The 12,627-nt window shown below is 69.7% G+C and carries 15 protein-coding genes; 7 read left to right on the plus strand and 8 right to left on the minus strand.

Annotated elements, in window-relative coordinates:
- Nucleotides 1-36: 36 nt before the first annotated feature.
- On the plus strand, nt 37-1,710 hold the full coding sequence (locus tag EER34_RS12205; protein ID WP_127475180.1) for a DUF885 domain-containing protein: 1,674 nt from the start codon (nt 37-39) through the stop codon (nt 1,708-1,710).
- 1 nt (nt 1,711) lies between these two features.
- Here the strand turns inward: EER34_RS12205 and EER34_RS12210 are convergent, their stop codons facing one another.
- A complete protein-coding gene (locus EER34_RS12210) occupies nt 1,712-2,356 on the minus strand; it encodes a phosphoribosyltransferase (protein ID WP_127475182.1) in 645 nt (214 codons plus the stop codon).
- Between the two features lie 101 nt (nt 2,357-2,457).
- On the opposite strand from EER34_RS12210, the gene EER34_RS12215 reads away from it, so the two are divergent.
- From EER34_RS12215 to EER34_RS12225, 3 genes are all read left to right on the plus strand, one after another.
- On the plus strand, nt 2,458-3,495 hold the full coding sequence (locus EER34_RS12215) for an LLM class flavin-dependent oxidoreductase (RefSeq protein WP_127475183.1): 1,038 nt from the start codon (nt 2,458-2,460) through the stop codon (nt 3,493-3,495).
- Between the two features lie 35 nt (nt 3,496-3,530).
- Nucleotides 3,531-4,886 (plus strand): MFS transporter, encoded by a 1,356-nt coding sequence (locus tag EER34_RS12220; protein WP_127475185.1) that lies wholly within the window; start codon nt 3,531-3,533, stop codon nt 4,884-4,886.
- A 62-nt stretch (nt 4,887-4,948) separates the two neighbouring features.
- On the plus strand, nt 4,949-5,710 hold the full coding sequence (locus EER34_RS12225; RefSeq protein WP_205791582.1) for an SGNH/GDSL hydrolase family protein: 762 nt from the start codon (nt 4,949-4,951) through the stop codon (nt 5,708-5,710).
- Here EER34_RS12225 and EER34_RS12230 read toward each other — a convergent pair.
- Both EER34_RS12230 and EER34_RS12235 read right to left on the minus strand, forming a co-directional pair.
- Entirely contained in the window at nt 5,699-6,181 is a 483-nt protein-coding gene (locus EER34_RS12230; protein WP_127475187.1) for a DUF2087 domain-containing protein, read from the minus strand. The genes EER34_RS12225 and EER34_RS12230 overlap by 12 nt on opposite strands.
- The gene (locus EER34_RS12235) at nt 6,178-6,738 is read right to left on the minus strand and encodes a dihydrofolate reductase family protein (RefSeq protein ID WP_127475189.1); all 561 of its coding nucleotides are present in this window, start codon (nt 6,736-6,738) and stop codon (nt 6,178-6,180) included. Before EER34_RS12235 ends, EER34_RS12230 begins: the two co-directional genes overlap by 4 nt.
- A 91-nt stretch (nt 6,739-6,829) precedes the next feature.
- Between EER34_RS12235 and EER34_RS12240 the strand changes: the two genes are divergently transcribed.
- Together EER34_RS12240 and EER34_RS12245 are read left to right on the plus strand one after the other, a co-directional pair.
- Nucleotides 6,830-7,195, plus strand: coding sequence for an ArsR/SmtB family transcription factor (locus tag EER34_RS12240; protein ID WP_127475191.1), 366 nt, complete (start codon nt 6,830-6,832; stop codon nt 7,193-7,195).
- Nucleotides 7,188-7,634, plus strand: coding sequence for an SRPBCC family protein (locus EER34_RS12245; RefSeq protein WP_127475193.1), 447 nt, complete (start codon nt 7,188-7,190; stop codon nt 7,632-7,634). The genes EER34_RS12240 and EER34_RS12245 overlap by 8 nt, the downstream gene beginning before the upstream one ends.
- Nucleotides 7,635-7,639: 5 nt before the next feature.
- On the opposite strand, the gene EER34_RS12250 is transcribed toward EER34_RS12245, so the two are convergent.
- On the minus strand, nt 7,640-8,479 hold the full coding sequence (locus EER34_RS12250; RefSeq protein WP_127475195.1) for a carbohydrate kinase family protein: 840 nt from the start codon (nt 8,477-8,479) through the stop codon (nt 7,640-7,642).
- On the minus strand, nt 8,476-9,396 hold the full coding sequence (locus tag EER34_RS12255) for a pseudouridine-5'-phosphate glycosidase (RefSeq protein WP_240642306.1): 921 nt from the start codon (nt 9,394-9,396) through the stop codon (nt 8,476-8,478). The genes EER34_RS12250 and EER34_RS12255 overlap by 4 nt, the downstream gene beginning before the upstream one ends.
- A gap of 192 nt (nt 9,397-9,588) precedes the next feature.
- Between EER34_RS12255 and EER34_RS12260 the strand changes: the two genes are divergently transcribed.
- The gene (locus EER34_RS12260) at nt 9,589-9,852 is read left to right on the plus strand and encodes a DUF6458 family protein (protein WP_127475198.1); all 264 of its coding nucleotides are present in this window, start codon (nt 9,589-9,591) and stop codon (nt 9,850-9,852) included.
- 98 nt (nt 9,853-9,950) lie between these two features.
- Here the strand turns inward: EER34_RS12260 and EER34_RS12265 are convergent, their stop codons facing one another.
- The 3 genes from EER34_RS12265 to EER34_RS12275 all read right to left on the minus strand — a co-directional run bounded on the left by EER34_RS12265 (nt 9,951) and on the right by EER34_RS12275 (nt 12,606).
- Complete coding sequence (locus EER34_RS12265) at nt 9,951-10,637, minus strand: GNAT family N-acetyltransferase (RefSeq protein ID WP_127475200.1); 687 nt, start codon at nt 10,635-10,637, stop codon at nt 9,951-9,953.
- Between the two features lie 108 nt (nt 10,638-10,745).
- Nucleotides 10,746-11,603: a hypothetical protein gene (locus tag EER34_RS12270; RefSeq protein ID WP_164743548.1), complete on the minus strand. Its 858-nt coding sequence runs from the start codon at nt 11,601-11,603 to the stop codon at nt 10,746-10,748.
- Between the two features lie 271 nt (nt 11,604-11,874).
- Nucleotides 11,875-12,606, minus strand: coding sequence for a phosphotransferase (locus tag EER34_RS12275; protein ID WP_127475203.1), 732 nt, complete (start codon nt 12,604-12,606; stop codon nt 11,875-11,877).
- Between the last annotated feature and the right edge of the window lie 21 nt (nt 12,607-12,627).

Consider the following 12,627-nt stretch of genomic DNA (forward strand, 5'->3'; position numbering starts at 1 on the left):
TGGCGCGTCGCGGCCGCGAAACCTAGGCTCGGTGGCATGACTGACGAAACACGCACACCCACGCAGATCGACACGATCGCTGATGCATGGGTCGACACCCTCGCCGAGCTCGAGCCCACACTCGCGACGTACATCGGCCGGTCCGAGTACAACGACCGGTTCGGCGACTACAGCCCCGCAGGTCAGGACCGTCTCGTCGAGGAGGGCCGCAAGACGCTCGCGGCTCTCGCCGCCGCGACCCCGGTCGACGACATCGACGTCGTCACCCAGGAAGACCTTGCGCGAGAGATCCAGGTCGGCATCGACCTCCACGCGGAGAAGTGGTACCTCCGCGACATCAACGTGATCGCCTCGCCCGCGCAGGACATCCGCTCGGCGTTCGACCTCATGCCGACGGCGACGCCCGACGACTGGTCGGTCATCGCGACGCGCCTCAAGGCCGTGCCCGAGGCCATCGACGGGTACCTCACGACCCTCCGTGAGGGGATCGCCCAGGGCATCGTGCCCGCGCGCCGCCAGGTGGTCGAGGTCGCTACCCAGATCGGCCGCTACACCGAGGACGGCGGCTTCTTCTCCACGTTCGCCGCCGACGCCGCACCCGCCGAAGGCCAGCTGCCGGCATCCCTCGCGCGCGAGCTGGCCGACAGCGCGAACGCCGCCCGCGTCGCCTACGACGAACTGGCGCGATTCCTCGCCGACGACGCCGCTGCATCCGCGACCGAGAAGGACGCGGTCGGACGCGAGCTGTACGCCGTGCACTCGCGCCGGTTCCTCGGCGCGACCGTCGACCTCGACGAGACCTACGAGTGGGGTGTCGAGGAGCTCGCGCGCATGGTCGCCGAGCAGGAGTCGATCGCGAACGAGATCAAGGCGGGCGCGTCTGTCGAAGAGGCGGTCGCCTTCCTCGAGCAGGACCCGGCCCGCAAGCTGTACGGCACCGACGCCCTGCAGAAGTGGATGCAGGAGACGAGCGACCGGGCGGTCGCCGAACTCGGCCGCACCCACTTCGACATCGCCGAGCCGATCCGCAAGCTGGAGTGCATGATCGCCCCCACCAAGGAGGGGGGGATCTACTACACCGGTCCGACCGACGACTTCTCGCGCCCCGGCCGCATGTGGTGGTCGGTGCCCGAGGGCGTCGAGGACTTCGACACCTGGCGCGAACTCACCACGGTCTACCACGAGGGCGTTCCGGGCCACCACCTGCAGATCGCACAGGCGGTGTACAACCGTGCGCAGCTCAACTCGTACCGTCGCCTGCTGGGCGGCACATCGGGTCACGCCGAGGGCTGGGCGCTGTACGCCGAGCGCCTCATGGAGCAGCTCGGATACCTCGACGACCCGGCCGACCGCCTGGGAATGCTCGACGGACAGCGCATGCGCGCGGCCCGCGTCGTGCTCGACATCGGCGTGCACCTCGAGAAGCCCCGGCCGGATGGGAAGGGCACGTGGGACGCCGACTTCGCCCTCGACTTCATGCGCCACAACGTGAACATGTCGGACGAGTTCGTGAAGTTCGAGGTCAACCGCTACCTCGGCTGGCCCGGTCAGGCGCCGTCCTACAAGGTGGGTCAGCGCATCTGGGAGCAGCTGCGCGACGAGGTCGCCGAGCGCGAGGGCGCGGACTTCTCGATCAAGCAGTTCCACAAGCGCGCCCTCGACATCGGCGGCGTGGGGCTCGACACCCTCCGGTCGGCGCTGTCGCGCTGAGTCACGGTTCGACGTGACCGTCGCGGAGGTCGTGGGACAGCAGTTCCACGACCTCCGCGTCGCTCGTCTGGGTGAAGTCGTCGTAATACTGGCCGACCGCCCAGAAGTCTCGCTCCCGGTGAGGGCAGACGTAGTCGTCCGCGGTGTCGCGATCCGGCCGCCAGTCCGCGGGCGCAACCGGCACCGCGAGCACGATCCGGGTCGCACCGTGAGCGCGCAGCGACAGGCACGCCGCCGTCACGGTCGCGCCGGTCGCGACGCCGTCGTCCACGACGAGCACGGTCTTCCCGGCGAAGTCGGCACCGGATGCCCCGAACAGCGCTGTTCGACGCCGCAGCTCGACACGCTCGAGGTCCTCCACGAACGCGAGCTGCTCGCTCGTGACGAAGCCTGCCCGGACGGCGTCGTCATTGACGACCCGCACGTCGTCGGCGACGGCTCCCACGGCGAACTCCTCGTGCGACGGCGCGCCGAGCTTGCGGACGACGGCTGCGGCGAGCGGCAGTCCGAGAGCGCGGGCGACCTCCGCGGCGACCACCACTCCTCCTCGTGGGATGCCGAGCACGACGGCGTCCTCGCCGCTCCAGGCTCGCAGCGCCTCCGCGAGCTCGCGGCCGGCATGGGCGCGATCGGCGAAGATTGCCATGCCGCCACGGTACGCCCGCGGTGTCGACTCGGGAATGCCGTGCCGCGCACCGCGGTTCCACCCGGTGCGCGATTCATGCGCATGCATGGAAAGGACCTCCCATGACCGACCTCGCCGCCGTGGAACTCGGCCTCGACACCTTCGGAGACATCACCCGGGACGAGTCCGGTGAACTCCGCACCGCGGCTCAGACCATCCGCGACGTCGTGGACGAGGCGGTGCTCGCCGACCAGGTCGGCCTGTCGTTCTTCGGGGTGGGGGAGCACCACCGGCGGGAGTTCGCGATCTCGAGCCCCGAGATCGTGCTCGCCGCGGCCGCCGCCCGCACCGAGCGGATCCACCTCGGCACCGCCGTGACGGTGCTCTCGAGCGACGATCCTGTCCGGGTCTATGAGCGATTCGCGACGCTCGACGCCGTGTCCAGCGGCCGCGCCGAGGTGATCCTCGGCCGCGGGTCGTTCATCGAGTCGTTCCCCCTGTTCGGCTACGACCTCCGGGACTACGAGGCCCTGTTCGACGAGAAGCTCGATCTCTTCTCGCGGCTCCTCGACGAGAAGCCGGTGACGTGGCAGGGAACCATGCGTGCGCCCCTCGAGGACGCCGACGTCTTCCCCAAGACGGAGAACGGACTGCGAGCATGGGTCGGCGTCGGCGGCACTCCCGAGTCGGTCGTACGCGCCGCGCGGTACGGCTACGGGCTCATGCTGGCGATCATCGGCGGGCCCGCGGACCGGTTCCGCCCGTTCGCGGACCTCTATCGGCGTTCGCTCACGACGTTCGACCGAGAGCCGCTGCCGGTCGGAATCCACTCGCCGGGGCACGTCGCCGAGACCGACCAGCAGGCGTGGGACGAGGCCTATGAGGGCTTCGAGGCCATGAACAACACGATCGGGCGCGAGCGCGGCTGGCCGCCCTACAGCCGCATGCGGTTCCAGCGCGACACCGGTCCGGAGGGAGCGCTCTACGTGGGCTCGCCCGAGACGGTCGCGCGCAAGATCACCGACACCGTCCGCACGCTCGGAGCGCAGCGCTTCGACATGAAGTTCTCCACGGGCACCCTGTCGCACGCCCGCATGATGCGGTCGATCGAGCTGTACGGCACGAAGGTGGCGCCGCTGGTGCGCGATCTGCTGTCGTAGTGCCGGAGCGGTCGCGGCATCCGTACCATGACGCTATGACGGATGCCGACACCCGCGCGGCCGCGACGCTCTCGGAGCGCCTCGACCGGCTGCCGTTCACCCGCATGCACGTGCGGGTGCTGACCGGCTCCGGCCTCGGCTGGGCTCTGGACGCGATGGACGTGGGGCTGATCTCGTTCGTGATCGCGGCCCTCGCGGCGCAGTGGGAGCTGCAGCCCTACGAGACGGCCTGGATCGCGTCGATCGGGTTCGTCGGCATGGCGATCGGTGCGAGCGTGGGCGGCCTGCTCGCCGACAGGTTCGGACGGCGATCCGTCTTCGCGCTGACCCTGCTGGTGTACGGCGTCGCGACCGGGGCCAGTGCCCTCGTCGGCGGGGTCGTCGCCCTGCTGGTGCTGCGGTTCTTCGTCGGCCTCGGGCTCGGCGCCGAACTGCCGGTGGCCTCGACGTATGTGAGCGAGTTCGCACCCGCGCGGATCCGCGGTCGCCTCATCGTGATCCTCGAGGCCTTCTGGGCCGTCGGCTGGACCGCCGCGGCACTCATCGGCTACTTCGTCATCCCGACGTCGGACGCGGGGTGGCGCTGGGCGTTCGCGCTCGGCGCGATCCCCGCCGCGTACGCCCTCTTCGTTCGGTGGGGTCTGCCCGAATCCGCGCGCTGGCTGGAGCGTCGCGGCCGGCACGAAGAGGCCGGGACGGTCGTGCGCTCCTTCGAGGAGTCGGCCGGGAGCGCGGCATCCGACCCTGTCGCGATCGACGTCGACATGCAGCCGGCGGCGTCGTCCACCGTCGGGTCGCGGCTCGCCGTGCTGTGGTCGCACGAGTTCCGGCTGCGCACGGCGTGCCTCTGGCTCGTGTGGTTCTGCGTCAACTTCTCCTACTACGGAGCGTTCATCTGGATCCCGTCGATCCTCGTCGCCCAGGGGTACGACCTGGTCCGCTCGTTCGGGTTCACGCTCATCATCACCCTCGCGCAGCTTCCCGGGTACGCAACAGCTGCATGGCTGATCGAGGTGTGGGGCCGGCGCCTCACCCTGTCGGTCTTCCTCGTCGGATCCGCTGCATCCGCCGTGGCGTTCGGAACCGTGGGCAGCGAAGCGGGGGTCATCGCGGCCGGCATGGCACTGTCGTTCTTCAACCTGGGCGCGTGGGGCGCGCTGTACGCGGTCACGCCGGAGATGTACCCCACGTCGCTGCGCGCCACCGGATCGGGCTGGGCCGCCGGAGCGGGACGCATCGCGTCGATCATCGCCCCGCTCCTGGTACCGGTGCTGCTCGCCCTCGGCGGCGCCCCGACGCTGTTCGTCGTGTTCGCCGCCTTCTTCGTGGTGGCCGCCGCAGCGGCCTGGGGACTCGTCGACAAGCGGGGGATGGCACTCGACGACCGCTGACACCTCCCGCATCGAGGTGGGGCCGCGCATACGGGGTGGCCCGCCGCGCTTAGGCTGGGACGATGGCAGCCGTGAGGTATGTCGCCATCGGCGACTCGTTCACCGAGGGCGTCGGCGACGAACTCCCCGACGGTCGCGTGCGCGGCTGGGCGGATCTTGTGGCACAAGGCTGGGCGGATGCCTCGGCCCAGCCCGTCGAATACGCGAACTTCGCCATCCGCGGCAAGCTCGTCCAGCCGATCGTCGAGCAGCAGCTCGAACCGGCTCTGGCGCTGCAGCCGACCCATCTCTCCTTCAACGGCGGAGGCAACGACATGCTCCGGCCGCGCACGAGCGTGTCGCGAGTGGTCGACGCCTTCACGCACGTGCTGAATCGATGCGATGAGGAGGGTGTGACCCTCATCCTCCTGTCCGGGGCGAATCCCTCTGCGCAGCTGCCGCTCAGTCGGGTGATCCAGCGACGAGGCGATCTGCTCTCGGCGGCGGTTTCCTCGAAGTTCGCCGACCGCACCGACATCGTGCGGGCCTTCAACTGGCCGGACAAGGAGCTGTCGAGCCCGCCGTACTGGTCGGAGGACCGGCTGCACATGAACGCACGCGGCCACCACCGGGTCGCCGCACGGGTGCTGACGGCGCTCGGCCAGGAGCCGCCGGCGGCGTGGTGGTCCCTGCCCCCGCTTCCCCCTGCGGTCGCACGGGGCACGGCCTACTACCGCGAGCACGTCGGACCGTGGATCCAGCGCCGCCTGACCGGCACGTCATCCGGAGACGGGCGCGAGCCGAAGCACGGCGAGTGGTTCGAAGTGGGTCCGTCAGTCAGCTGATTCGACGAGCGCGTACGCAGACCCCGACCTCGTGCGCTCGAGAAGCTCCGCGTCGACGAGAGCGCGACGCAATCCGGCGACATCATCGGCGAAGCGTCCGAGCCGCTCGTTCGTCGCACGCTCGCTCAGGACTTCGCCGGGCTCGAACGCCCGCGCGGCGACCCAGCGCAGGAGCTCCAGCCGGTCGGCATCCTGCACCGGATACCGGTCGATGCGGCCCGACCCGTCGAGGAATCGAGCCGGTCCGGACTTCTTCGCCGGCGGATCGGCCGCGAGGATGCCCCGCACCGACGCTTCGTCGAACTCGGGCCCGTCTTCGCCCTCGCGCACGAGCCCGGACTCGACGAGTCGCGCGAGCGCCCGCGCACGGCGTGCGTCGCTCAGCTCGTCCGCCGCGATCACTTCGGCCAGCACAGCGCGCAGATCGGGATTGAGGAGGGCGGCGACGACACCGCGCCAGCGGTCGCTCATTCGGGCTTCCGCACCGAGTAGACGAGTTCGGCGAACTGCCCGGCGCGCCCCACCGACTCCAGGGTCAGGCGGTCTGACTCCAGTCGGCGGGGGAGCAGCGGGCGACCCGACACGAGAGTGACGGGGGCGATCGATACGCGGATCTCATCGAGGAGGCCGGCATCGGCGAACTGCCCGACGAGGTCTCCGCCGCCGACGATCCAGATGTCTCGATCTCCGGCCGCCGCCACGAGCTCCGTCCAGAGGGCGGAGACGTCTCCGGTGCGGAAGCGGATGTCGGCTCCGGCGACGACGGGCAGCTCGCGCGAGCTCATCACGAACGACGCCTTGCCCGAATAGAACCACTTCTCCGGACTGTCGAGCAGCTTCTCGTGATCGACGACCCATTCGTATGTCGTCGATCCCATGATCAGCGCGCCCACGCCGTCGAGGAAACGGCCGAAGTCGTTCTCGGCCTGATCGGCGCCGGGCACGGCGAAGAGCCAGGCGAGCGAGTCCTCGTCGTCGGCGAGATAGCCGTTGAGCGTGGTGGCGGTGTGGAAGATGACGCGTGCCATGGCCACACCGTATCGGCGATCCCGACATCCTTGACACGTATTCAACCACTTGGTACTGTACCGATCAGTTGAACACAGGAGGTGAGCCGCAATGACCGATCAGCTCAGTCGCACATTCTCGGCCCTCGCCGACCCCACGCGCCGCGCGATCCTCACGCGGCTCAGTGGGGGAGAGGCGACGGTCGGCGAGCTGGCGGCACCGTTCGACATGACGTTCGCCGCTGTCTCGAAGCACCTCCGCGTGCTCGAGGGAGCGGGGCTGGTCACCCGCGGCAAGGACGCGCAATACCGGCCGGCGCGACTCGACGCGCGACCGCTGGCCTCGGCATCCCGCTGGATCGAGGACTACGCCCACTTCTGGGAGGACAGCGTCGACGCCCTCGATCAGTACCTCAACGCCCTTCAGCAGCTCTCACCCACGCACGACCTCACCGACAAGGAGAATCCCCATGGCTGACTACTTCACGATCACCCGCACCCTCCGCGCACCGCGCGAGCTCGTCTTCGAGGCGATCACCAGGCCCGAGCATTTCGCGGTGTGGTTCGGCACGGCCGCCGTCGAGGTTCCGCAGGAGTCCCTGACCATGGACGTCCGACCGGGTGGCGCCTTCCGTGCCGTGATGCACCTGCCCGACGGCAACCGGATCGACTGGGCGGGGGAGTACCAGGTCGTCGAGCCGCCGTCGCACCTGGCGATGACGCTCACCGACCAGCCCGGCGACGACGTCGGTCTCCCCGTCCTGTTCGATCTCGTCGAGGTGGACGGCGGGACGGAGCTCACGATCAGTCAGGACCGCTCCGACTTCAGCGACGAGCAGGTCGCGGCCACGATCGCCGGCTACAACGCGTTCATCGACGACATCGAAGACGTGCTCGAGTCGATGCAGCCCGCCTGATCGCGTCAGAGAGCGCCCGCCCGGCGCAGCGCGCCCATCGCAAGGACGCTGCCCGCGCGGGCGCTCTCGCGCGGGCCGGCACCGGACAGCGCATGAGCGATGTATCCGGCGGCGAACGCATCGCCGGCTCCTGTGGAGTCGAGGACGTCGTCGACGCGTTCGACCGCCACGTCGAACCGCTCGCCGTCGTGCGAGACGAGCACCGGGTCGCCGCCGCGCTTGACGACCGACACCGCGTCGCCGAGGTCGAGTCCGAGCTCCTCGGCCGTGCGGGACTCGTCCTCGTTGGCGAACACCACGGCCGGCGAGACGGTCCGCACGATCCGCTGCAGCACATCGCCCCCGAGTTCGCGCAGCGTCGCGACGCTCGACAGGTCGAGGCTGATCCGCGCTCCGGAACGGACCGCGGTGGCCGCGGCATCCGTCAGCGCATCCCGCGAGGCGGGCGCCGCGAAGCCGTACAGCGGGAGGTGCACCCATCGGGCGCCGTCCAGCCAGGACGGGTCGATGGCCCCCAGCTCGGCGGATGCCCCCCGGTCGGTGATCATCGTGCGCTCTCCGACAGCGTCGACGAGCACGACGATCGCGCCCGTGCGTCCGCCGCGCTGCACGCGGACGTCGACCCCTGCTGCTTCGAGCTCGGCGACGAGGGCGCGTCCGATCGTGTCGTCGCCGACCCGGCCGATGAAGCGCGCCGGATGCCGCGGCGCGGCCGCCACCGCCACGTTGGCGGCGCTGCCGCCGCGGGTGATCCGCACCTCGGCCGGGTTGTCGGTGCCCCGCTCGAGCGACGAGCCTCCGAGCACGATGAGGTCTGCGACGAGGTCGCCGATGACGATGATCATCGGTCGCCGCCGGCGACGGCGAGGGCGATCCGGGCACCCAGCTCGACGTTCCCGCGGTACACCTCGACGTTGACGTCGAGGCTGCGGCCGCCGGTCTCGCGCTGCATGAAGTCGAGGAGGAACGGGGTCGTGTCGTGGCCGGCGATGCCCGCCGCCGCGGCGGCGGCGAGTGCGCGGGTGAGCACGTCGTCGTGGAGCGCGGGGTCGAGCTGACGGTCGGCGGGCACGGGATTGGCGACGAGGATCGTCGAACAGATCCCGAGCTCGTCGCGCACGGACGCGATGCCGGCGATGTCGGCGGGGGAGTCTACCGAGTAGTCGATGTCGTGGCCCGAGTCGGCGATGTAGAAGCCCGGGTAGTCCGTCGTGCGATACCCGATCACCGCGAGGTTGAGCGTCTCGAGTCGCTCGAGCGTGAGCGGGATGTCGAGGATCGACTTCACACCGGCGCTGACCACGATCAAGGGGAGGGACGCGAGGGTGCCGAGGTCCGCGCTCTCGTCGAAGGTCTGCTGCGCATCGCGATGCACCCCGCCCAGACCGCCTGTCGAGAACACCCGCACCCCGGCGCGATGGGCGAGGTAGCCCGTCGCCGCCACCGTCGTTCCCGCGCTGAGACCCTTGGACGCGATGACAGCGACGTCGCGAAGGCTGGCCTTCACCACGCCGTCGGCGTTCGAGAGCCGCTCGATCTCCGCCTCGGTCAGCCCCACGGTCGGCCGCCCGTCGACGATGCCGATCGTCGCCGGCGTCACGCCCAGGGACCGCACGCGTTCCTCCGCATCGAGGGCGACCTCGACGTTGCGAGGGCGGGGGAGGCCGTGGGTGAAGATCGTCGACTCCAGCGCCAGCACCGGGCGCCCGTCTTCGACAGCGGACTGCACGGCCGGTGAGACGGCAAGGCCACGAGAGGTCACGAGGCTCCTTCCAGGTCGGGATGAGAGCAACAGTACAAACATCGGATGCCTCGGCGCGGCCTTGCCGAGGCATCCGACCCTTGTCAACCCCCTGCCTGAGCCACGGGCGGTGCGAGAGGGTGTTCTCTCGGGGACACCGCGCCCCGAGAACAGGGGAGGGCCGATCGCCGTGCCCCCGGAAAGGAACCTCGCATGAGCATCGGAGCAGGAATCGCACTGTTCGCCATCGGCGCCATCCTGGCGTTCGCCGTGAACGTGGAGGTCGAGTGGGTGAACCTCGACATGATCGGCTACATCCTGATGGGCGCCGGACTGGTGATCTTCCTCGTCGGGATCGTCCTGATGGCGCGCCGCCGCCGGACCGAGTCGGTCACGCACACCGCCGTCGACCCGACGTCCAACGAGCGGGTCACACGCCGGTCGACCAGCGCTCCCGACGACGTGGCAGGTCTCTGACACACGGCAGCACAGACCACCCGCAGCGGGGCGAGCCTCAGGGCGCGCCCCGCTTCCGCTGTTCCGGAAGGATGAGGCCCGGCGCACCGAGCTCCGAGCTAGGCCGGCGGCGCGCCGAGGAAGCCCCGAAGCGCGTCGACCCCGTCCATGGCGACGGGGGAGCCGAGGATCGTGGCGTGCTGCTCTCTCAGTCGCCCCCACTGCTCCCGCGTCATCCGGAAGTTGTGGTGGAGCGCGGCCACGCCCTCGCGGGAGACCAGCACCGATCCGTTCTCCTCGTACCCCAAGCGCCGCGTGACACCGTTCGAGGCGGGGTTGTCCGCGAACGCACCGGTCGCCGCCTCGCGGGCGGCCAGACCGGCGAACGCGAGATGCAGCGCCAGCACACGCATCCGTCGGCCGATCCCGCGCCCCTGATGGGCGAGCCCGAGCCAAGAGCCGGTGGTCACGCGCCGGAGCACGGGCCACTCGTGCGCGACGAGCCCTTGAACGCCGACCGGCTCTCCGTCGATGAGCACCCCGAGCTCGAGCACGAATTTCGCGGGGGAGACCTCTGCCCGCATCTTCCACTGATAGGCGAGGACGCTGCGGGCTACCTCATCGGGGGTGCCGCGCGTCCACGGGTGCTCGAACGGCATGGCATCGGGCGCGTGGACGCCGCGCGCCGCGAGCTCCGCCAACTCGAGCAGCAGATCGTCGTCGATCCAGCGCAGCTCGAGGTCTCCGCTGCGCACGCGGACGCCGGCGGCCGGCCAGAGACGGATCAGGTCTTCCGATGAGGACATCCCGGCAGTCTGCCACCTGGCGCGCGCCGATTCCTGCCGTCAGACGCCTGCGGAGCGACGCGATCCTGGCGCCGCATCCCGATCCGGGTTCATTCCGTCGCTGCCGGGCTACGAGCCCACGGCGGGGCTGACTGCGCGGTATGCCTTCCGGAATCCCTGGACCACATCCAGGATCGCGACGCCCACGATGATGAACGGGATGACCCGGAGGAAGATCTCGAGTGCGGGAACGACCTCGGCGAACGCCTCGCGGAACTGCGCGCTGAGAACCTGATCCGTCGCGATGAGCGCCACGGCCGGCACGGTGAACGCGAGATTGAGCAGGACGTTGATCCACGCGAGGGCCCACGTCCAGTGTCCCGTCGCATACAGGACGAGCGCGAACGCCATCTCCAGCACCGCCAGCACGATGAACCAGGGGAGCCAGAACGACCAGAGCGCAGGATCGAGCACGGGGATGCCCTCACCGCCGGCCGTCTCCACCACCCAGATGTTCTGCTGCCACACGATGAGCCCGATGAAGAGCAGGTAGGCCAGCAGCGCGAAGATCGTCTCCCCGAGACCGACGTTCGCCGTGGGCACCTCCGGAAGATCGGAAGGATCCCACGCACTCGGCCGGCGCCGACGGCCCCTGGAGGTTCGCTCCACCACGGCGAACGCGACCGTGATCCAGAAACCGACCTGCACGGCGACCGTGATGGCCACGGTCAGGGCCGACAGCACAGCGCGCCACACATCGGCCCCGGCGATCGCCTGAACGAGCAGAAGCGCGCCGAAGACGCTCGGCGTGACTGCAGAGAGCACGATGATCATCAGGCGGCGGTAGTCGAAGAAGTACGTCGGCCCGATCAGATACGCGGGTCGGTCGGACACATCTGCGGCTCTTCGATCCGGATCCCCGAACTCGCCCACGGTCTGCGCCTCCGCAGCTCCCGTCTCGGTGCCTGCCGCAACCTTGGCCGCCATCCGCGCCGCCATCTCCGATCTCAGTTCCCGGTCCACGGTCGTGCGTCGTTCGTGCGGAACACGCCGGAGAACCGCCCAGACATATCGGTCGGTGAGCGTATCCATGTCGACTCCTGTCGCAGGGCGCCAGGTCGGCAGCCGCTCACACGCTACGGCCGCGACATCGTCGCGACCGGGTCTTTGGACCCGCGGGGAGGGACCAGCGCCCGACAGCCCTGGGCGGCCGCTCGCGTCATCTTCCCGTGAATTGACATAATGTGCATTATCGGCGTTACCCGAATGGTCCGAGATGACGCAGGCGCGCAGCATCCCGCTCGTACATCGCCGCATGATCGAGGAAGTCCACTCGCGCTGTCTCTCTCGCGCGCCCGCGAGTAAACGCCGCGAGTTCGTCGAGACGACCGGCCGCGGCAGCCCGCACATCGTCGGGCGCGAATGAGATGCCGTAGGCGTCGATGAGCAACCGCAGTCTGCGTTCGCGATCGAGTTGATCGCTGTCCGCAGCATCCTCCGCATACGGGACGATCCGATACGCGAGGTATGCGAGGTCCCACAGACGCGACCCCGGCGAGGCGAAGTCGAAATCGATGACGCCGACGAGCGCACCGGCGCGCACGATCAGGTTGTAGGTGGCGAAGTCGTTGTGGCAGATCACCTGGGCGGGCGCGTGCCGAGGTGATCGCCACGACAGTCCCGTATCGGCGACCAGCGGCACGCTCGCGTCGTGGATGCTCCGGAGCAGGCCGGCGGCCGCTCCGAGGATTCCTTCGGACCACCGCACGTCGGGCTCCGCGTCCGCGAGCACGGCGCCGTCGAGATACGTGAGGATCTCGCGGCCGCGCTCGTCGATTCCGAGCGCTCTGGGCACTCCGGCGATCCCCGCGGCCTCACACGCGTCGAGCCACGCATGCACAGCCGGCGTCCACGGACCCGCGACTCTCCGAACGGTGTCGTCGACTCGCATCACGGGGTCCATGTTGCCGCCGGAGAGTTCCTGTTCCACCTCCCCATGGTGACAGGGCGC

It is taken from the genome of Microbacterium sulfonylureivorans (genome assembly GCF_003999995.1).
Taxonomy (GTDB): Bacteria; Actinomycetota; Actinomycetes; order Actinomycetales; family Microbacteriaceae; genus Microbacterium; species Microbacterium sulfonylureivorans.

Excerpts from the sequence above, each read along its gene's own strand:
- EER34_RS12225 (WP_205791582.1), top strand. The coding sequence starts at position 4,949 with ATGGCAGCCGTGAGGTATGTCGCCATCGGCGACTCGTTCACCGAGGGC.
- EER34_RS12235 (WP_127475189.1), bottom strand. The coding sequence starts at position 6,738 with ATGGCACGCGTCATCTTCCACACCGCCACCACGCTCAACGGCTATCTC.
- EER34_RS12230 (WP_127475187.1), bottom strand. The coding sequence starts at position 6,181 with ATGAGCGACCGCTGGCGCGGTGTCGTCGCCGCCCTCCTCAATCCCGAT.
- EER34_RS12210 (WP_127475182.1), bottom strand. The coding sequence starts at position 2,356 with ATGGCAATCTTCGCCGATCGCGCCCATGCCGGCCGCGAGCTCGCGGAG.
- EER34_RS12220 (WP_127475185.1), top strand. The coding sequence starts at position 3,531 with ATGACGGATGCCGACACCCGCGCGGCCGCGACGCTCTCGGAGCGCCTC.
- EER34_RS12270 (WP_164743548.1), bottom strand. The coding sequence starts at position 11,603 with ATGGCGGCCAAGGTTGCGGCAGGCACCGAGACGGGAGCTGCGGAGGCG.
- EER34_RS12245 (WP_127475193.1), top strand. The coding sequence starts at position 7,188 with ATGGCTGACTACTTCACGATCACCCGCACCCTCCGCGCACCGCGCGAG.
- EER34_RS12265 (WP_127475200.1), bottom strand. The coding sequence starts at position 10,637 with ATGTCCTCATCGGAAGACCTGATCCGTCTCTGGCCGGCCGCCGGCGTC.
- EER34_RS12260 (WP_127475198.1), top strand. The coding sequence starts at position 9,589 with ATGAGCATCGGAGCAGGAATCGCACTGTTCGCCATCGGCGCCATCCTG.
- EER34_RS12250 (WP_127475195.1), bottom strand. The coding sequence starts at position 8,479 with ATGATCATCGTCATCGGCGACCTCGTCGCAGACCTCATCGTGCTCGGA.
- EER34_RS12205 (WP_127475180.1), top strand. The coding sequence starts at position 37 with ATGACTGACGAAACACGCACACCCACGCAGATCGACACGATCGCTGAT.
- EER34_RS12215 (WP_127475183.1), top strand. The coding sequence starts at position 2,458 with ATGACCGACCTCGCCGCCGTGGAACTCGGCCTCGACACCTTCGGAGAC.
- EER34_RS12240 (WP_127475191.1), top strand. The coding sequence starts at position 6,830 with ATGACCGATCAGCTCAGTCGCACATTCTCGGCCCTCGCCGACCCCACG.